The organism is Pseudomonas sp. FW305-28 (assembly GCF_017351395.1).
Taxonomy (GTDB): domain Bacteria; phylum Pseudomonadota; class Gammaproteobacteria; order Pseudomonadales; family Pseudomonadaceae; genus Aquipseudomonas; species Aquipseudomonas fluorescens_AA.
In genome coordinates, this window is record NZ_JACNDD010000079.1 from 13,128 (window position 1) to 31,221 (window position 18,094).

At 58.5% G+C, this 18,094-nt stretch carries 15 protein-coding genes; 5 read left to right on the forward strand and 10 right to left on the reverse strand.

What is annotated here, in order from left to right; all coding sequences use genetic code 11:
* Positions 1-1,305: a homogentisate 1,2-dioxygenase gene (hmgA, locus tag J4E53_RS18645; protein ID WP_060740707.1), complete on the reverse strand. Its 1,305-nt coding sequence runs from the start codon at positions 1,303-1,305 to the stop codon at positions 1-3.
* A gap of 152 nt (positions 1,306-1,457) precedes the next feature.
* On the opposite strand from hmgA, the gene J4E53_RS18650 reads away from it, so the two are divergent.
* Positions 1,458-2,279: an IclR family transcriptional regulator gene (locus J4E53_RS18650; protein ID WP_060740706.1), complete on the forward strand. Its 822-nt coding sequence runs from the start codon at positions 1,458-1,460 to the stop codon at positions 2,277-2,279.
* Here the strand turns inward: J4E53_RS18650 and J4E53_RS18655 are convergent.
* The gene (locus J4E53_RS18655; RefSeq protein WP_103309545.1) at positions 2,244-2,945 is read right to left on the reverse strand and encodes a hypothetical protein; all 702 of its coding nucleotides are present in this window, start codon (positions 2,943-2,945) and stop codon (positions 2,244-2,246) included. The two genes, J4E53_RS18650 and J4E53_RS18655, sit on opposite strands and share 36 nt — an antisense overlap.
* Positions 2,946-3,502: 557 nt before the next feature.
* On the opposite strand from J4E53_RS18655, the gene J4E53_RS18660 reads away from it, so the two are divergent.
* Both J4E53_RS18660 and J4E53_RS18665 read left to right on the forward strand, forming a co-directional pair.
* On the forward strand, positions 3,503-4,255 hold the full coding sequence (locus tag J4E53_RS18660) for a hypothetical protein (RefSeq protein WP_103309543.1): 753 nt from the start codon (positions 3,503-3,505) through the stop codon (positions 4,253-4,255).
* A 5-nt stretch (positions 4,256-4,260) separates the two neighbouring features.
* Entirely contained in the window at positions 4,261-5,265 is a 1,005-nt protein-coding gene (locus tag J4E53_RS18665) for a hypothetical protein (protein WP_146042642.1), read from the forward strand.
* A 332-nt stretch (positions 5,266-5,597) separates the two neighbouring features.
* Here the strand turns inward: J4E53_RS18665 and J4E53_RS18670 are convergent, their stop codons facing one another.
* From J4E53_RS18670 to J4E53_RS18700, 7 genes are all read right to left on the reverse strand, one after another.
* Complete coding sequence (locus tag J4E53_RS18670; protein ID WP_103309541.1) at positions 5,598-8,147, reverse strand: LuxR C-terminal-related transcriptional regulator; 2,550 nt, start codon at positions 8,145-8,147, stop codon at positions 5,598-5,600.
* A 300-nt stretch (positions 8,148-8,447) separates the two neighbouring features.
* Positions 8,448-9,815 carry a DUF1329 domain-containing protein gene (locus J4E53_RS18675; RefSeq protein WP_103309540.1) on the reverse strand — a complete coding sequence of 456 codons (1,368 nt, stop codon included), beginning with the start codon at positions 9,813-9,815 and terminating at the stop codon, positions 8,448-8,450.
* A gap of 22 nt (positions 9,816-9,837) precedes the next feature.
* Positions 9,838-11,631 carry a DUF1302 domain-containing protein gene (locus J4E53_RS18680; protein WP_103309538.1) on the reverse strand — a complete coding sequence of 598 codons (1,794 nt, stop codon included), beginning with the start codon at positions 11,629-11,631 and terminating at the stop codon, positions 9,838-9,840.
* A 639-nt stretch (positions 11,632-12,270) separates the two neighbouring features.
* Positions 12,271-13,182: an SDR family oxidoreductase gene (locus J4E53_RS18685; protein ID WP_103309536.1), complete on the reverse strand. Its 912-nt coding sequence runs from the start codon at positions 13,180-13,182 to the stop codon at positions 12,271-12,273.
* A gap of 286 nt (positions 13,183-13,468) precedes the next feature.
* Entirely contained in the window at positions 13,469-14,371 is a 903-nt protein-coding gene (locus J4E53_RS18690; RefSeq protein ID WP_103309534.1) for an alpha/beta fold hydrolase, read from the reverse strand.
* Positions 14,371-15,153 carry a class II aldolase/adducin family protein gene (locus J4E53_RS18695; protein ID WP_103309532.1) on the reverse strand — a complete coding sequence of 261 codons (783 nt, stop codon included), beginning with the start codon at positions 15,151-15,153 and terminating at the stop codon, positions 14,371-14,373. The genes J4E53_RS18690 and J4E53_RS18695 overlap by 1 nt, the downstream gene beginning before the upstream one ends.
* 140 nt (positions 15,154-15,293) lie before the next feature.
* Entirely contained in the window at positions 15,294-15,749 is a 456-nt protein-coding gene (locus J4E53_RS18700; RefSeq protein ID WP_060740696.1) for a flavodoxin, read from the reverse strand.
* Between the two features lie 155 nt (positions 15,750-15,904).
* Here J4E53_RS18700 and J4E53_RS18705 point away from each other — a divergent pair, with 155 nt between their 5' ends.
* Both J4E53_RS18705 and J4E53_RS18710 read left to right on the forward strand, forming a co-directional pair.
* Positions 15,905-16,378 (forward strand): PAS domain-containing protein, encoded by a 474-nt coding sequence (locus tag J4E53_RS18705; protein WP_060740695.1) that lies wholly within the window; start codon positions 15,905-15,907, stop codon positions 16,376-16,378.
* Positions 16,379-16,432: 54 nt separating this feature from the next.
* A complete protein-coding gene (locus J4E53_RS18710) occupies positions 16,433-17,038 on the forward strand; it encodes a hypothetical protein (protein WP_060740694.1) in 606 nt (201 codons plus the stop codon).
* Here J4E53_RS18710 and J4E53_RS18715 read toward each other — a convergent pair.
* Positions 17,035-17,991, reverse strand: coding sequence for a MerR family transcriptional regulator (locus J4E53_RS18715; protein WP_103309530.1), 957 nt, complete (start codon positions 17,989-17,991; stop codon positions 17,035-17,037). The two genes, J4E53_RS18710 and J4E53_RS18715, sit on opposite strands and share 4 nt — an antisense overlap.
* Positions 17,992-18,094 lie beyond the last annotated feature (103 nt).

Consider the following 18,094-nt stretch of genomic DNA (forward strand, 5'->3'; position numbering starts at 1 on the left):
TTATCTCCGGGTCGGGTCGAACGTGACAGGCAGCGAGGCCCAACAAGCATCGTAGTCGGTTTGCAGTTGCGGACAGTCCAGGGCGAAACGGCTTGGGCGCAAGACCTGGCTGGTCTCGAACATGAAGGCCATGGTGTTGTCGATTTTCGCCGGCTGAAGATCAGCGTTGATCGCCTTGGTGCAGGTCTCGCCGTCCGGGCCATGGGCGCTCATGCAACTGTGCAAGGACGTACCGCCCGGCAGGAAACCTTCGGCCTTGGCATCGTAGGCGCCCTGGATCAGGCCCATGAATTCGTTCATCAGGTTGCGGTGGAACCACGGCGGACGGAAGGTGTTTTCCGCCACCATCCAACGGGGCGGGAAAATCACGAAATCGAGGTTGGCCAAGCCGTGGACGCTGGTGGGCGAGGTCAGCACGGTGAAAATCGACGGATCCGGGTGATCGAAGCTGACCGTGCCAATCGTGTTGAAACGGCGCAGGTCATACTTGTACGGCACGTTGTTGCCGTGCCAGGCCACCACGTCAAGAGGCGAATGATCCAGCTCGCAACCCCACAGTTCACCGAGGAATTTCTGCACCAGGGTGGTCGGTTGCGCGAGGTTCTCGTAACGGGCGACCGGCGTCAGGAAGTCCCGCGGGTTCGCCAGGCCGTTGCTGCCGATGGGCCCCAGGTCCGGCAGGCGCAGCGGCGCGCCATGGTTTTCGGCGAGGTAACCCCGGGCCTGCGGGTCGAGCAGTTCAACGCGAAATTTCAGGCCCCGGGGCAGCACGGCGATTTCCAGCGGCGCCAGTTCCAGTACGCCCAGTTCGGTGGCGATCCGCAGCCGTCCCAGTTGCGGCACGATCAACCACTCACCGTCGGCATTGAAAAACACCCGCTCCATGGAGCGGTTGGCCCGGTAGTGATAAAGGCTGACGCCGGCTGGCTTGTCCGCGCCGGCATTGGCCGCCATGCACACCAGCCCGTCGAGGAAATCGGTGGGCTCGGCGGGAATGTCCAGCGGGTTCCAGCGCAGGCGATTGGGCGTGACCTCACCCAGCGGGCCACCCGCCAATTGCCGTTCGAGCCTGGTGAAGGCCGGGTGATTGGCCGACGGCCGGATGCGATACATCCAGGTACGCCGCGCTTCGCTACGGGCCATGGTGAACGCCGTGCCAGAAAACAACTCGGCGTAGAGACCGTACGGGGCTTTCTGCGGGGAGTTCTGGCCGATGGGCAAGGCGCCGGGCAAGGCTTCGCTGGCAAATTCGTTGCCCAAGCCTGACTGGTAAGCCAGGTCCGACATGGTGGAATCGAGGTTCATGGAGCCTCCTGGGACTGCGGCCTGTCACTCAATGGAGTGGTTGAGGCGCACCGGGTTATTTTTATCGTAATCCAATTACGCATAACGTAATTTGCTCGACGGCGACCGTCAAGCTATAAAGACGCCCATTCGCCTCTGGACCCTGCGCCTCCATGGAAACCCCGCTCAGCAACGGTAAACAGAAAGTCCGCTCGGCCGAAGTCGGCACCGACATTCTCAAGGCCCTGGCCGAACTCTCCCCCTCCACGTCCCTGTCGCGCCTGGCCGAGCACGTGCAGATGCCGGCGAGCAAGGTCCATCGCTACTTGCAGGCCTTGATCGCCAGCGGGTTCGCCGAGCAGAACACCGCCACCAACCACTACGGCCTGGGCCGCGAGGCCCTGCGCGTGGGCCTGGCCGCGTTGAACGGCATGGACGTGCTGCAAGTGGCCGCCCTGCCCCTGGCCGAGTTGCGCGATGACTTGAACGAAACCTGCTTCCTGGCGGTGTGGGGCAACCATGGCGCGACCGTGGTGCGTATCGAACCCGCCGTGCGGGCCGTGACCGTGGTGACGCAACTGGGCTCGGTGTTGCCGCTGCTCAGCTCGTCCACGGGGCTGGTGTTCAGCGCCTATCTGCCAGCGCGCGAGACGATCGGCCTGCGCGAGCAGGAAGTGCGAGACACCGAGCACCACGCCCTGGCCGATGATCGCGCCTATGCCACCCTGTGCGAGCAGATTCGCCGCCGTGGCCTGCACCATGTGCACGGTTTGCTGATGCCGGGCGTGGACGCCTTGTCCGCCCCGGTCTTCAATGCGGTCGGCGAAGTAAAGGCTGTGATGACCGTCGTCGGCCCGACCTCGCTGTTCCACGCCGACGAAAACGGCCCGGCGGCACAACGACTGTTGGCGGCGACCCGGGCCGTGAGTTGGCGGATGGGGTATGAAGCGGGTCCAGGATCAGCCCAGGAAATCCGGGACAATCCTGATCACTAGATCATTGAGATGCGGGATGATCAGTTGCGGATGGAGGTGGCGCTCTTCGCCGCTGAAGCCGACGGTATAAATGCCTTGGTGGCTGCCCTTCGAATGGAAGGGAATCACATCGTTCTTGAAATGACCCAGTAGATACTCAACCAGCCTCTCGGAAGACAACACCATGCGCCTGCCGAGGCCATGGTCAATAAAACTGGTCACATACACGCCCTCTGGATAGATGTTGGGTGCATGAACTTTCAAAGCCCCATGAACATCCTCGGCGGTCAATGGCCTGAGGGGGCGCGGGGATAAATCGATTGCAGGTTTTTCCGTCAAACTTGCAACGATGTCTATGACGATTTTTTCAAAGGCGATCAAGTCCAGGGTCTTTAGCCGATCTTCGGCAGCAAAGGAATAACGCCTGCTGAACACATTACTGATTCCTTGTGTATAGGTTGGCAGACTTTGCTTTTCAACCCAGGCCAGCGTTTCCTCGAATAACGTTCGAGAAATTACTGTTTCGAGCTTGGGGAAGTCCATCAACGTGTTCACATAGGCCGTGAATGGGTTGACGTCCAATGGCTCCAGGTAATGATCCAATAGCACCTGCACGGCAAAATCCACGCGCGTGTTTTTCAGTGCTAGCAGTCTTTCGGAGTGAGAAGAAAACAACGGGGTATTCATAAGACATCCTTGTCATTTCATGGGCTCGAACTTCCTGTTCAAGCCGTTATGGGGGTGCGCGATGCAACAACATGGCATCCGGTCAACTGAAGCGGCAACTTGAGAGTTGAACTTCAGTCAGGCCGTTATACACAGACCAGCGCCCGACTGTAAAAAAGGCAAGTGTAAGCGTGCGTTAGGGATGGTCTGAAGTAGCCATGTATTCTGGCTGCCTTCAGCCTCCGCCGATTTAAAAAATGGTGAGTCGATCAAAAACTACTGTTGGTCGAGTTGTGCGCATTGATCAGCCTAGCGAACTGACGCAGAATCGTGGTCTCGTACAGCGCCTCTTCCATCGCTGGGTCTGGCTCATCGGAAAACTCGGCGGGTGGCGTCAGGCTATTCTGCCAAATGCAGGACGCCTTCTTCAGAGTTTTCTAAAGGATTTTTTGTTCCACTTAAAAATTGGCGTAACTATGAAGAGCGGAGTAGGATTCACCCATACAGCGTCAACTGCACAAAATCAATAAATCAAACAACACTAATAGCAAAGATTAAAACATAGCCAAAAGGAACCCATGAATAAAATATTTCTGACATCAACGCTACTATTTTCACTAAGCGCACTTGGCCAAGAGCTCCCTCTAGACACGTCAATCAAAGACCTCCCCCCCTCCTTGGCAATTAAAGTCAACAAGGAAATACAGCTAGAAGTTTTTCGCGACAAATATAATGTGTATCGCCACACAATAGAAGGCTCATCCACAGACCCCGGAGGCTTTATTATTAGCTGCGACCACCTGCAGCGCCTCAAAGAAAATACAGCCTTACTGCACATCTCAAACGTACAACAATCAGTACTACCCATGCTAAATAATGCCAACGAAAGATGGAATGAATACTACCTTGATTTTTACTTCTCTTCTGACGAAATCCCCAAGAGTGATAATTGCGTTTTACAAATCTCTTCCAAAAAGGAACTACCGCCCTCTACCGTAGGCGAGGCGCTGAATTATACCGATGGTTATTTTTCTTTTATCGACAGCGATCCATATGCCGACCTTGATGATGAAACCGCACAACAAATCATCTTGAAGAAAATTGCCAATCTAATCGAAAACAACTCATACAAAGAGTCACTCCTGTATTTTTCCATGCTTGAGCGCCGTCAACAGGATCTGCCCGAGGACTTTTACTATTACTATGCCAAATCACTGAAAATGTCTGGCGAGTCAAAAAAAGCAATGATCTACCTTAAGAAATACCTAGCAAAATACGGCAAGACAGGAAAGTATTATGAACGGACCACTCAACTAATATCCGAGATGTAGCAACTATGTTGATGCATAAATATTCCACTTCACTTTTAGCGGCTATCGTGCTGACCACACACGTTCAGATAGCCAGCGCCGCAACCCCTGTGTATGGAGAGGCTCAGATAGTTGGAGAAAAAGATCTCAACTTAGCGAGAAGGAATGCCGCATACCCTAGCCAAAGCGCCATCGAGAACGCCATAAGCTCATACGGATGTGTGAAAATCGCCACTGAAAAACAGGCCCCAGACTGCAAACAGAACCGCAGAGGCTATTGGTTCTGTAAAGGTGTCACATACGCTTGGTGCGCAACAAATGAATCAACAAAAGAACTAAAGCAACCCGCCACTAAAGTTTCTTTAGCAGATCAAATCAAGGAAGCAGATGAAAACTCCGAAGAGACCACTGCGAAATCCGCACAGAAAAAAAGCTTAGCCGAACATTTCAAAGAAGTGGAACAGAGCGATGCTGACCGCTCAGCAGCTTTAGAACGTAAGTTTGAAAAACTAGACGCCGCAACCTCTGAAGAGACACCTCAACCGAGCTTCACCAAACTCAATAAACTTAACCCTAGCGAGATCGGCACGAAACCAGAGTCCAGAGAATGGAACAGCATAGGGGAAGCACTTGTTCAGGGAGAGATTCAAAAAAAAGAGAGCGAACAATTGGCCAAAGATAAACAAACAAAATCCGAACATGAAAAAGCCAAAACAACCGAAGCCCGAAACGACTGCATTAACTTAAAATCTCAACAGGATCAATGCATTATCAACTTGTGCGGCCAAGAAACCACAACAAAAAAAATATGCACTGAATTCAGCAAAAAATACACCCCATCCAACGACACTCCAAAAAAAGGAGAGGCGAGCATAATCATCCCACAAATAAGCACCTGTATAAAATATGAAGAAAACCCAAATTTTCAAGAGCGCGAAAAGTGCCTATCAACAATAAAAAACACTTCAAGCTGTGGCATTGACAAAATCACCGACATAGACAGTTGCATCTCCAAACGCATCAAAAACTAACTTAGACCTATAACAACCTCCTATACAAAAAAGAGCAAGGCGAGAGCAGCTATTATCCTAGCCAACGCTTACAACCCAACCCTAAACAATGTTTTGCACACCAACTGCAACCCAAAATCCTTCAAGTTAGCTTTAGGCAATCCTTCTATTATAGAACCAAATAAAAAGCCCATAGTCCAACTTGAAACATGAATTACGCGTTCACTAAGGATGGCCGAAAAAAGCTCCCCTCCAAAAGATAAAGCCCAGTAACCTAGCAGGTTACAGACCTTTCACTTCTTAACATGCGGTTTTTTTCAGAGCTTCCTTAGGTTTCAAATCACTCATTGCCGCTACCCCATCACCCCCATGCCCTTGGCTTTTGCCACCGCCTGGGTACGTCGTTGCACACCCAACTTGCTGTGGATGCGACGCGCATGGGTTTTCACCGTGTGCAACGAGATGAACAACTGTTCGGCAATCTGCTGGTTTGAATGCCCTTGGGCAATCAGCTCCAGGACCTCCAGCTCGCGATGACTGAGCAAGGTGTCCTCGGCGGTGACAGGCGACTCGGCCTGTTCTGCCGATTGGCCCCAGCGCAACAGTTCGGGCTGGCGCAAGCGCAGTTCGCACAACGCTTGCTGGGCCCGCCAGCACGTGACTCGCTTGAGCCCCTCTTGCAGCAGTGCGCGGGCCTGGGCACGATCGCCGGACAACCAGACGACCTCCGTCAGCACCAGGTGCAGTTCGGTTTCCAGGCTGTGCATTTCACCGTGCTGCGCCTGGGCGATCATGGCCTGCAGGCGCGCCTGTGGCGCCTGCGCCCGCTGCAAGTAGACTTCGGCCAGCACCAGCAGGTATTCAAGTCGCGCAATCAGTTCCAGGGTCGCGGGAGGCGCGTGCTTGGCCTGGGGTCCGCGAAAATGCCGCAAGACGCGGGTCAAGGCTTCATGGGCCAGTTCCGCCCGCCCCTGTTGCAACCAGAACTGGCAGCTGGTTTGCAACAACACGCCACGGTAAACGGTGTCGGGAATGTGGCGCTGCTGCATGACCCGCTCGGCATCGCGCAGGTGCATGAAGGCCTCGCCGTAGTCGCCCTGGTTGGCAGCCAGGCAGGCCTTGCCGAGAAAGCCATAGAGCACCTGTTTGTCCTGGCTGTGCAGGCCCGTTTCCAAGCCTGTTTGAAAGTGCTCGGCGGCCCGTTCCTCAAACCCCATGCGCAACGCCAGGCGCCCGCGCCGCAAGGCAATCCGTCCCAACAGCGCAGAAAAGTCCTGGCCCGGTTTATCCAGCAGTGTCTGGACAGCGGCCAGCAAATGATCGGCCCGATGCGGCGCGCCGCGTTGCTCCAGGACCTGGGCGTGGTCCAGTTCCAGCAATCCTTCAAAGACCAGCGAACCCTGCGCACGCGCCAGGCATAACGCCTGGCGGTTGATCCATTGCGCCGAGGCCAGTTCGCCAGCCAGCAGCGCCTGCTGCGTCAGCCCACCCAGGCACAGCACCCGTTGGGACCAGGCCTCGGGGTCCAGGCTGGCCTGGGCCTGGAGGAAATGTTCGCGCGCCGGTTCGCCATCGCCCGAGAGGTGCAGCAACCAGCCGCGCAAGACCAGCCACCTGGCCAGCACCTGTCGCTGCCGACAGGCCGAAGGCTGTGGCAAAAACCTGGCCAGTTGCTCGATGCATGTCGACGCCTCATCGAAGCGTCCGGCGAACAACAGCGCAGCGGTGACCAACCCCACCGACTGCGGCGTATCAAGGGTCAGCGCTTCGCCTTGTTGATCGTGCAAGCTCAGCAACAACACCACGTTACGGCGCTGCAAGACGTGCTCGAAATTCAAATGCTGCAAAAAACTGACCGCGGTCTCGAACTCCTCGGCCAACATGGCTTGCTCGAACGCCATTTGCCAGTCCTGCTCGGCGGCAAACCACTGGCAGGCCCGACGGTGCCAGGAGCGCCCCTGGGACCAGGGCTCTTCACGCACCAACCGGGCCAGGGCCGGGAAGATTTGCAACCAATCCGAGGTCTGCTCCCACGGCTCGATGAAACACCCCAGCTCCAGCAACAACGGCAGGCATTGGGCGCCCACCGTGTCGCCGAACAAGTGCTCGCACAGCCGGGCATTGAACCGCGGCAGATGCGCCAGCACGCGCCAGGCCTGTGCCAGGTCCGGGGTCAACGTGCTGAACAGTTCGTACTCCAAGTAGTCGAGCAAGGTCCCCGGCCGCCCCGGTGTCGCATGACTGCGCGCCCATTCGCAGCGCTCGAGCAGGGTGATGCGCACACCGGCACACCAGCCACCATTGCGCTGAATCACCTCGCGAGCCGTGCGGGCAGCCTGGGGGCCGGGCAGATGACGAAGCAGTGGCTGGACATCATCAGGGGTGAAGAACAACGCCTGCGGATCAAACTCGTGCAGTTCGTCATCGAGCAACAGTCGCGGCCAGTTGCAGTGGGGGCGGCGGCGGCCATTCAACCACAGGTGCAATGCCGGGCTGCTGGTGTTCAACAAACGGTCGAGCAGTTGGTCCAGCTCGGGGTTCGGCACCCGGCAATAGTCGTCCAGGAATAACCAGGTGGGGGTTTGCAAACGCGCCAGGTGGGCCAACAACCCCGTTTCGTCCAGCACCGGCAGCCCGAGGGTCTGCGCCAGCTGCTCGCACATTTGCACCGCGCTTAACGCCACGCCCCCCAAGGGCAACCAATGCAGCCGACAGTCGCTGGGCGCTTGCAGGAAGCACTCGGCGAACAACGCACTCTTGCCGCTGCCCGCCGGCGCACAGAGCAGTTTGACCCGCGCCTCGGAAGCCAGCAGCGGCTCGCTCAGGGACCGCCGCGGCAGATGTGTCGAGGACAGGCGAGGCAGCAATCCTGGACGGTCCGGACACGGAGTCATGGCGGTCATGTGGGTGATCCTGTTTATTGTTATCTCACCACCCTAGTCCTGTGTCGCCGACCTTTGGAGAAGTATTCAGCGCGCTGATTGTCGCCCATAAAAAAACGACCGGCAGAGGGGCTGCCGGTCGATCACGATTATCAAGTCAGGCACAACCTTGTGGGGAAAGGATTCACCGTGGGAGCAAGGCTTGCCCGCGATGAACGATAACGCGGTTCAGCTTTCAGACTGCGGTGCGGCCATCGCGGGCAAGCCTTGCTCCCACAGATAAACCCCCTCGCCACCGTTCTCTTTCCAACAGTCGGCCCCTTACCGAACCCCGGTTGAACGCAACGCCGCCGGCGTGTAGTCGGCTGCCCGGGCTTCGAAGCCGTACTCGTAGCTGTGTTTCTCTTCGTTCTTCATCCCCAGCGCGATGTAGCGGCCGGCGATGATGTCGTAGAGCGCCTCCAGGGTGTAGCCCGGGTTCTGATGGTCGTAGTAGAACTGGGCATGACCTTCGGCCACCCGCCACAGTTGACCGCGACCGTCGTAGTGGTCCACCAGCGCCGCCTGCCAGCTGTCTTCGTCGAAGTACATGTGGCGTTTGGCGTAGATATGCCGCTCGCTGGGCTTGACCGTCCCGACCACTTCCCAGACCCGGTGCAGTTCATAGCGGGTCAGGTCCTGGTTGATGTGGCCAGCCTTGATCACATCGTCGTACTTGAGGCTGGGCGAGTCGAGCTTGTAGCTGTTGTACGGGATGTACATTTCCTTCTTGCCGATCAGCTTCCAGTCGTAGCGGTCCGGCGCGCCGGAAAACAGGTCGAAGTTGTCGGAGGTGCGCAACCCGTCGGCGGCGGTGCCCGGGCCATCGTAGGCCACTTGCGGGGCACGACGCACACGGCGTTGGCCGGCGTTGTAGATCCAGGCCAGGCGAGGTTCCTTCACTTGGTCGAGGGTTTCATGCACCAGCAGCACGTTACCGGCCAGGCGTGCCGGGGCGGTGACCTCCTGCTTGAAATAGGTCAGTACGTTACTGGCCTTTTCCGGGTCGGCATCCTTGATCAGGAACGGCACGGCGATTTCTTCTTCGAAACGGATCGGCGTGAAGCTGCCATTGGTCTGTGGCGTGGCCTGGGTAATGATGCGTCGCAGGTTGCCGCCGTGATAACGGGTGATGTGGTTCCATATGACTTCCACGCCGTTCTTGGGGATCGGGAAGGCGTAGTAACGGTTGCCGGTGAAGTTGGACAAGCCGTTACCGTCGTTGATGGACGTCACGTTGAGGGCGCTGCGCTTGGCCGACTCGTAGATTTCCGGCGGCAACGCGACACTTCGATGGGTCGGGTAGACCGGGATCTTGTAGGTCTCCGGGTAGCGTTTGAACATCGCCACCTGCCCTTCGGAGAGCTTGTCCTTGTACTTGTCCACGGTCGCGGCAGTGATGGTGAACAACGGTTTTTCATTGGCGAACGGGTCGGCCAAAAAGCCCTTGCTGTCCACCGCCCCGGCGTTTTTCGCGATGCCACCGGTCCAGGCCGGGATCGAGCCATCGGCATTGCCGGCTTTTTCCGCGCCCAACGGCGTGAGGCTGGTGCCCAGTTTGTTCGCTTCCTCCGGCGAAACCGCCGCCATCACGTTCGCGGCCAGCAGGCTCAAGGCCAGGGCACCGCATTGCAGGATCATCTTGCGCATTGGGTTTTCCTTGTCAGCCAGATCAGAAGTTCACGCCGAAGCTCAGCGCGAGGAAATCGCGGTCTTCGAGAACGTTGTAATCGCCGCCAAAAAAGTCGGTGTAGCTCAAGCTGGCGGTGTAGGTGTTGCGGTAATCGGCATCGACACCAACGCTGATGGCCTTGGCGCCTTCATTGAACAAACCGTTGGGGCCATAGCCGGCCACGTCGTGGGACCAGGACACGTTGGGCTTGAAGTTCACTCCGCCGATCACGTTGGAGTAATCGAGAATCGCCCGGGCGCGGTAGCCCCAGGACGTCGAGGTGACGAAACCATCGGTGTCGCCCTGAAAGCCGTATTGGCCATAGACCGAGTCACGGCCATAACGCAGCTTGTCCTTGGACTCCAGGCCACCGACATGCACCACCGCCGCTTCGCCAACCAGCGTCAGGCGATCAGCCCCCAGCACCTGATCGAAGAAGTGCGTCAGGGTGCTCTGGACCTGGGTCACTTCCTTGCGCCGGTAACCGGTGTTGTCGGCACCCGGTGCGGTTGCGATAGGCGATGCCGCGCCACCGGCAATCGGGTTGACCAGGGCCAGGGTCAGGTCGTTGGTATTGACCTGCACCGGCGCGTTGGGACGGTAGCTGATTTCCCCGGTCCAGGCGGTGCCGGTGGGCAACGTCGTGGAGAAACTGGCGCCGTACAGACGGATGTCTTCCGGGTATTCAAGGTAGTACCCACCACGGCCCAGCATCACGCTTTGCGCCAGGCCCGCACCGCTGCCCGGGGCCAGGCCGTTGGCGATCGCGACCATTCCCGGCAACGCCGCCAGCGTCGACAGCCCCGCCGTGGTGGTCCCGACGGTAGGCGTACGGCTGTGGTAATTCATGAAGTACAGGCCGTACTCGGTGTCATCGCCGAGCCAGCGCAACGCCGTGCCCCATTGGCCGGAATCGCGGGCGTCGCGGTCGCCGCCACGGGGAATGATCACCCCCTCCCTGGACACCTGGATCTCCTGGCCGAATGCCTGGGTCAAGGGCACGAACGGCGCAATCGCCGGACTGCCCACGGTGTAGCCACTGGTGCAACCATCGGCCACCACGTCGTTGCCGAAGAACGTGCCGCAGTTATCCACCACGGTCTGATCCCACTCCAACTGGTAGAAACCTTCGATGGTGAGCTTGTCGGTCAGGCCCTGGGAGGCGAACAGCATGTTCACCGGGATCAGGCCTTCCTTGATCTCCGCACCGGGGCGACGGAACGCGGACACGTCCACCGGATTGATGCTGTTGATGGAGTTGCCGATGAAGGTGCTTTCCCCCCAACTGACCACCTGCTTGCCGGCGCGCACGGTGCCTGGCAAATCGGCGATGGAGTAGTTGTGATAGACGAAGGCATCGAGAATCTGCGCCCCCGAAGACTTGGCGCCTTCCTTGCGATTGCTGTCGCTGATGTCCTTGAACTCGCGGCCCTCATCCTTGAGCTCGAAGTCGTACCAGTACTTGCCACGCACGAACACACCGGTGTCGCCGTACTTGAGCTCGAGGTCGTGCAGGCCCTTGAAGATTTTGGAAAAGGTCTCGCCTTTCTTGAAATTCAGCCGTCCGTCATCACCGGTGGAGGATTGGCCTCGCCCGCCGTTGACCGTGCCGACCAGGTCTTTGTCGGCATCGCGCATGCCCCAGCTCGCGCCCACGGACAGCGACGAATCGAACTGACCCTCGATCTCGCCAATGTTGAATGAAACGGCCTGCGCCTGGGCAGAGCAACCCAAGGCCACCGCGACGGCCAGCGCCTGCGGCTTGAAGATGGCGCGCATTGTTATTGTTGTCATGCGTCTTCCCCGGTGAGTGACAGAGGCTTCACCCTACTGCCGCACGCCATGGGCGATAAGCGCACCAAGGAGGTATTCGCGCTGTACCTCAAAAGGATTACAGCCCCTGCGGGACGGGCGTTTGCGCGCCCCATGGACGGACTGGATGATGGGCCATCAGCGCCACGCATATTCCTGCCCCGCCTGCGACTGTTACGCGCCCTGCAACGGTGCATGTCCGGATCCGGGCTGTTTCCCGCCGGGCTCGTTCCCTATGCTGGCCGGGCTTGCAGGGCAACGGGCCTGCAAGCGCAAGTCGCCATGGCTTTCCCTCCAGCCTGGCGCACCGTCATTCGGATGGATTGGTGTATCGGTCCATCATCCCGTGTTTATCGACGTTGGTTTGTAGCTCCTTTGCAACGTCACGCTTAGGCCGCTGCTTTTTGCAGCGGCCTTTTTTATGTGCGGTGATTTCCGAGTTAAAACTTCTTGTTTCCTACGTTGCTGTAGGAAATCCCCGGCGCGCGCTTTGCCTGGATGTTGAGCCGTGTGGGATAGGGCCCTATCGAGACCACCGCGAACCTGGCGGCCCGGGTGAACAAAGAATTGTCCATCAGCACGCTTGCCGCGCCTGGCGGCAAGCGGCACGGGCGGTGAGGTTTAGATAGCGTGGCGTTGCAGATTCGCCATCATTTCTTTCAAGGCTTCCAGGTTGTCGTTCGGGTGTACCGCATCCTCGAAGTCGCAGATCTGCTGCCAATGGGCGGCGACGTCTTCGGGCGAAAAGCCTTTGCGCGGGTCGAAGCCCGCACCCAGGCTGCGCTCCCAGCGCACCTTGCCCATCCAGCCGCCGCCCACTTCGAACAAGCCGGAGGTTTCCTGGCAGGTCTCACTGGCCAGGTACACCACCAGCGGGCTGACGAGTTCGGGCTTGAGTTGTTCGAACACCTGCGGCGGGATCAGGCCTTCGGTCATGCGGGTGCCGCCAGTGGGGGCGATGGCATTGACCAGGATGTTGTTCTTGCGGCCTTCGATGGCCAGGGTCCGCGTCAGGCCATAAAGGCCGAGCTTGGCCATGCCGTAGTTGGATTGGCCGAAGTTGCCGTAGATGCCCGAGGTGGACGCGGTGAAGATCACCCGCCCGTAGTTTTGCTCACGCAGGTGCGGCCATGCGGCCCGGGTCACCTTGTAGGCACCCTCGACGTGGACGCGGTAGACCAGGTCCCAATCGGCGTCGTCCATTTTGTGGAACGTCTTGTCCCGCAGGATCCCGGCATTGTTGACCACCACGTCGACGCGACCGAACGCATCGAGCGCGTTTTGTACCAGCTTGTCGCCATCGGTGACCGAGTCGTGGTTGGCCTCGGCGATGCCGCCCGCCTCGCGGATTTCGGCGACCACCCGATCCGCTGCCGAGGCATTGGCCCCTTCCCCTTGCGCCGAGCCGCCAAGATCGTTGACCAGCACTCTCGCGCCTTGTCTGGCGAACAGCAACGCATGGGCGCGTCCCAGGCCTCCGCCGGCTCCCGTGACGATCACGACTTTATCTTCGAAGCGCACAGACTCACTCATGGCAGAACTCCAGCAGGCGGACAGGACAATGACCACGAGTGTCCGGCACCTCTCGGCCGGTCACAATCAACACGACTGCCAGTGAATGGTGGCCGATAAGGCGGGGGGATGATGCAGGCCCAAGCGACGGCAGCGCATTCGATTTTCCTGCTGGCCGGGGGACCGCTATCGCGAGCAAGCTCGCTCCCACAAGGGGTTTTGTTGTTCACAAATTCCGTATTTACAATCGACCCACTGTGGGAGCGAGCTTGCTCGCGATAGCGGTCTTTCAGTCAGAAGAGATGCGTCAGGAACAGGCCATTTGTCTGTGCGGCGCGGCGATGGTTTCGCGAAACGCCAGGTAATGCTTGAGCACCTGCACCGGTGCCTCGGTGTGCGGGTAATGCCCGATGTCGGGCAGCAACACCGTGTCCGGGTTTGGGATCAGGGCCTCGTAGCGCGCCACCATGTGTTCACCGGAAATCGGATCGACCGCACCGTCGATCACCCGCAACGGCACTTCGCCGCGCTGCATCGCCAGCACCCAGCGATCACGCTGCACACGGCGTTCGGGAATATAGCCGATGAGTTTGTGCATGATCCGCGGACCGTGATGAGCCTCCACCAGGCTCCAGAAGTCATCCAGCTCGCTTTCGGTAGGGCCGGTCCCGGGGCCGAAAATCTGCCGAAAGTTGGTGGCCAGGCTTTCCCGGGAGAACATCCGCCCCAGCAGCCAGCCCAGGGGGCTCAACAAGAGTTTCTGAGCCCATACCGGCCGGTGTGTTTCGGGGAACAGGCCGCCATTGAGAAAGACACAACTCTCAAGGTGGATGCGTGCTTCGTAATGCCGGGCGAGCAGTTCCTGGGCCACGCTGTCACCGTAATCGTGGGCCAGCACATGCACCGCGCCCTTCACATTCAAGTGCGCCAGCAAGGCTTGCTGCAGATCGGCTTGCTCCAGCAGGCTGTAAGCGTGATCCATCGGTTTGGCGGAATCGCCGAAACCGAGCATGTCGCACGCGATCACCCGGTAGCGTTGCGCCAAGGGTTGCCACAGGTAATGCCAATCCCAACTGGCGGTGGGAAAACCATGGATCAACAGCAGCGGCTCACCCTGGCCCGCCACCCAGTAACGGATGGCGTGGCCACGGAACAGGAAAGTCTGGCCGCGCTGGCGCCAAATACGCAGGGGAATCTGGGCCAGGGGCATCAGCTTCTATACCCGGTGTCTTGTTGATCAAGCTTGCGCAGCAACGCCGGCCAGGCCAAGGCGCCGCCCATGCCTTGGGCGCTTTTGGTCACCCCGGCGATCATCGCCCGGGCGCCGGCCAGAATCTGCGGTTCGATGGCAATCAATTCGGCCCCGCCGTTCTGGGCCAGGACCTGGATGTCACAGGCCCGTTGAAAGGTGAACATCATCAGGAAGGTGTCGGCGATGGTGCCGCCGCATGTCAGCAAGCCATGGTTGTGCAGCATCAGGAAATTGCTGTCGCCCAGATCGGCCTGCAGGCGCGCCTTTTCTTCGTGATTCAAGGCCACCCCTTCGTAAGCGTGATAGGCCAGGCTCGACAGCACGAACAACGCTTGCTGGCTGATCGGCAACACGCCTTGCTTCTGCGCCGACACCGCGACACCGGCGGCGGTGTGGGTGTGCAGCACACAAGCCACGTCATGGCGCACCTCATGCACCGCGCTGTGGATGGTGTAGCCAGCCGGGTTGATCTCGTAGGGGCTGTCCATCAACTTGTTGCCGGCCTGGTCAACCTTGACCAGGCTCGAGGCGGTGATTTCATGGAACATCAGCCCGAACGGGTTGATCAAAAAATCCTCGGTGCCGGGGACCTTCGCAGAGATATGGGTGAAGATCAGGTCATCCCAGCCATGTAGCGCGACAAGTCGATAACAGGCGGCAAGGTCCACCCGGGTTTGCCATTCGGCCGCACTGACCTGTTCCTTGATACTGAGTGTCGTTTGGACGGGCGCTACGCTCACGGCTATGGCCTCTGGTTTCTTGTTATAGGAGTTTTGTCATCAAAACGTCGTACTCAAGAAAATCAGTCTAGTCAGGTCTTTCAGAGGCGGTAGTTGCATTGGCAGCCAGCTTACTGGCCAAACGAGTCAGCGCATCCGCTTCAAGACCGCAACGTGTCGATCAACTCAGCCAGCCACGGCTCGGCGTCAGTTTCCGGCGTGACGCTTTCGCTGGCATCCAGACGCAGCATCGGCAGCAGCTCGCGAACGCCCAGTTCGGCGAACAGTTCGCACATCTGCTCGCCGCCGGCGCAGAAGGTATCCCCGTAACTGGCATCGCCCAGGCCAATCACCGCGCCGGGCAAGCCGCGAAAGAACCCTGGCAATTGGTCGCGGATGGTCGAATACAACGGCATCAGACTGTCTGGCAGCTCGCCCATGCCGGTCGTAGACGTCACCGCCAGCAAAGCTTCTGGCGCGAATGCCTGGACATCCGCCAGGGTCGCACGAGGGTCGTGCCAGGCATCGAAGCCCGCGTCGCGCAGCAGTTTGGCGGCGTGCCGGGCGACTTCTTCGGCGGTGCCATACACTGAGCCGGAAAGAATGGCGACTTTCATCAATCTGATCCTGATCCTGAAAAAAGAGCCGGGATAGTAACAGTTGCACCCACAAGGCTGCGAATGGCTCTCAACGGCAGTAATGGCCAGTGGACAGCCCTTCGATTTCTTCTAAAATGCTGATTCAACAGGGATGTTCAAAAGGGATCTTTCAAATGATCAACGCTCAACTGATGCAATTGGTCATCAATGCTTCCAACGACGGGATTGTCATCGCTGAAAAAGAAGGCGAAGACAATATCCTGATCTATGTGAACCCGGCCTTCGAACGCCTGACCGGCTATCACCGCGACGAAATCCTTTACCAGGATTGCCGGTTCCTGCAGTCGGGTGATCGGGACCAATCGGCCTTGGAGCCGATTCGCCAGGCCTTGCGAGAGGGCGGTGCCTGTCGAGAGGTGCTGCGCAACTACCGCAAGGACGGCACGCCGTTCTGGAATGAGCTGTCATTGTCCACGGTAAAAAACCAGGCTGACGGGTACACCTATTTCGTCGGTGTGCAAAAAGACGTCACGACCCAGGTCAAGGCTCAACAACGCGTCGCCCAGCTGGAAAAGGAGCTGGCCGAAGCCCGGGAAACGATTGCCCGGCTTGAGGCGACGAACGGTGCAAACAAAACCCCGAATTAACGGTCAGTCACTACAATCACCAGTGAAAATGTAAATTATCCTTTCGAGCCGACCATGCAGCGCGATGCCCTTCTGACGCAGGATGAACTGGATTTCATCCGGACCATGCAACACAACCCGCAGTTGAACGAGCGGGATGTCACGTCGAGCTTGCTGGTCAACGGTGGGTCGCAGATCCGTGATTTGTTGACGCGCCTGGCGGCGAATGAGCAGGTCACCCTGCAAGCCAATTTCGAAAACCAGCAAATGACGTTTCCGTTGCACCTGGTGGAAGACGAATTCCATGCGATGCACCTGCGCCTGGGTGTGCCCAGCATCTACGAAGACGGACCGAAGATACGCCCGTGGCGCCTGACGCTCGACGAGCCGGTGGCGCTGGAAAATATCAAGGGCCAGCCGGGACCGCTCTGGGTCCACGAAGTGTCCTGCAAGGGTGTATTGCTGGAAAACCGCAGCCGGACCAAGCCACCGAAGCAGTTTGCCTTGTGGTTCAGCCCCTCAGGCTACGAAAGAATTTCGTTGCGTGGTGCCTTCGAACGGGAAACCGATCGAGGTTTGCTGGCCTACCACCTGAACCAGAATGACCAGGACGAGACTGAGCGCCTACGCCAGTACATCCTGCAGCAACATCGCCTGACCCATCCCTCCATGCATCTCTAGGTGTCGAGGTTGCCTGCCAGAAATTGACGCAGGCGCTGGCGCATCACTGTGCCTTCGTTACCCAGGCAACCGATCGACGAGCCAGCCAGGCTTTCCTGCGCCAGGTCAGATGCTTCACCGGCCAGCATCAACGGACAATCCAGGCTCATCGCCAATTTGCCCAGGCGCTTGGACAAGTCCGGGACCGGCGCATGATTGGAAACCAGCACCAAGGCCAGCGGCTGGATCTTCTGGCACACCAAGGTCAGTTCGTTGAATGGCAGGCCGATCGACAGCGCCCTGACGCCCACGTCCGCGCTGGACAGGAACAGCGCCGTGACCAGCAACTCCAGCTCACGGCACTGGCCGGCCAGGGCACAGACCAGGACCCGCGGCGAATGACCTTCGCGCTTGAACAACAGCCGTTGGATGATGCGCGAACGCAGGAACCCGTCGAAAAACACCCATTCACTGATTTGCCCGAACTCTGGCTGGCGATACAGCATTTGTCGCCAAAGCGGCATCAGGATGTCCTGGAATACGACCGGCACGGTGTAGGTGGAAAAGACCTGGCCGTAGACGCGATCCAGTTCCACATCGTCAAAGTTGCCAACCGCGTCCGCCACCTGTTGTTGCCAGCGGGCGTGATCAGCCTTGACCAGGTCGGATGAAAGCAGCGTGGACACCGGTTGCACCGCCTCGGTCTTGGCCAGGATCTTGCCCACTTTGCTGACTGCCACGCCGCGCTCGATCCATGCCAGGATGCTGCGAACCTTTTCGATATCGCTCAACGAGTACAGGCGATGCCCACTTTCGGTGCGAGTAGGCTGGATCAAACCGTAGCGCCGCTCCCATGCGCGTAGGGTCACGGGGTTCACGCCGGTCATGCGGGCGACTTCGCGAATGGGAAACAGATCTTCCCTTTTCAAGGCTGATGCCTGGAAAATAAAGCTATCCTCTGTGATTACGCTCATTTTGGCAGACAATTCCGGCTGGCAATTGGATCCTATCTTCCTCCTCCAAGACATGTCATGACAAGGGCAAACGTATTCAGGTGTGCGATTTTGTTGTTTTACG

What these genes read in the sequence shown, in the direction of transcription:
- hmgA (WP_060740707.1), bottom strand. Translation starts at nt 1,305, where the DNA reads ATGAACCTCGATTCCACCATGTCGGACCTGGCTTACCAGTCAGGCTTG.
- J4E53_RS18650 (WP_060740706.1), top strand. Translation starts at nt 1,458, where the DNA reads ATGGAAACCCCGCTCAGCAACGGTAAACAGAAAGTCCGCTCGGCCGAA.
- J4E53_RS18655 (WP_103309545.1), bottom strand. Translation starts at nt 2,945, where the DNA reads ATGAATACCCCGTTGTTTTCTTCTCACTCCGAAAGACTGCTAGCACTG.
- J4E53_RS18660 (WP_103309543.1), top strand. Translation starts at nt 3,503, where the DNA reads ATGAATAAAATATTTCTGACATCAACGCTACTATTTTCACTAAGCGCA.
- J4E53_RS18665 (WP_146042642.1), top strand. Translation starts at nt 4,261, where the DNA reads ATGTTGATGCATAAATATTCCACTTCACTTTTAGCGGCTATCGTGCTG.
- J4E53_RS18670 (WP_103309541.1), bottom strand. Translation starts at nt 8,147, where the DNA reads ATGACCGCCATGACTCCGTGTCCGGACCGTCCAGGATTGCTGCCTCGC.
- J4E53_RS18675 (WP_103309540.1), bottom strand. Translation starts at nt 9,815, where the DNA reads ATGCGCAAGATGATCCTGCAATGCGGTGCCCTGGCCTTGAGCCTGCTG.
- J4E53_RS18680 (WP_103309538.1), bottom strand. Translation starts at nt 11,631, where the DNA reads ATGACAACAATAACAATGCGCGCCATCTTCAAGCCGCAGGCGCTGGCC.
- J4E53_RS18685 (WP_103309536.1), bottom strand. Translation starts at nt 13,182, where the DNA reads ATGAGTGAGTCTGTGCGCTTCGAAGATAAAGTCGTGATCGTCACGGGA.
- J4E53_RS18690 (WP_103309534.1), bottom strand. Translation starts at nt 14,371, where the DNA reads ATGCCCCTGGCCCAGATTCCCCTGCGTATTTGGCGCCAGCGCGGCCAG.
- J4E53_RS18700 (WP_060740696.1), bottom strand. Translation starts at nt 15,749, where the DNA reads ATGAAAGTCGCCATTCTTTCCGGCTCAGTGTATGGCACCGCCGAAGAA.
- J4E53_RS18705 (WP_060740695.1), top strand. Translation starts at nt 15,905, where the DNA reads ATGATCAACGCTCAACTGATGCAATTGGTCATCAATGCTTCCAACGAC.
- J4E53_RS18710 (WP_060740694.1), top strand. Translation starts at nt 16,433, where the DNA reads ATGCAGCGCGATGCCCTTCTGACGCAGGATGAACTGGATTTCATCCGG.
- J4E53_RS18715 (WP_103309530.1), bottom strand. Translation starts at nt 17,991, where the DNA reads ATGAGCGTAATCACAGAGGATAGCTTTATTTTCCAGGCATCAGCCTTG.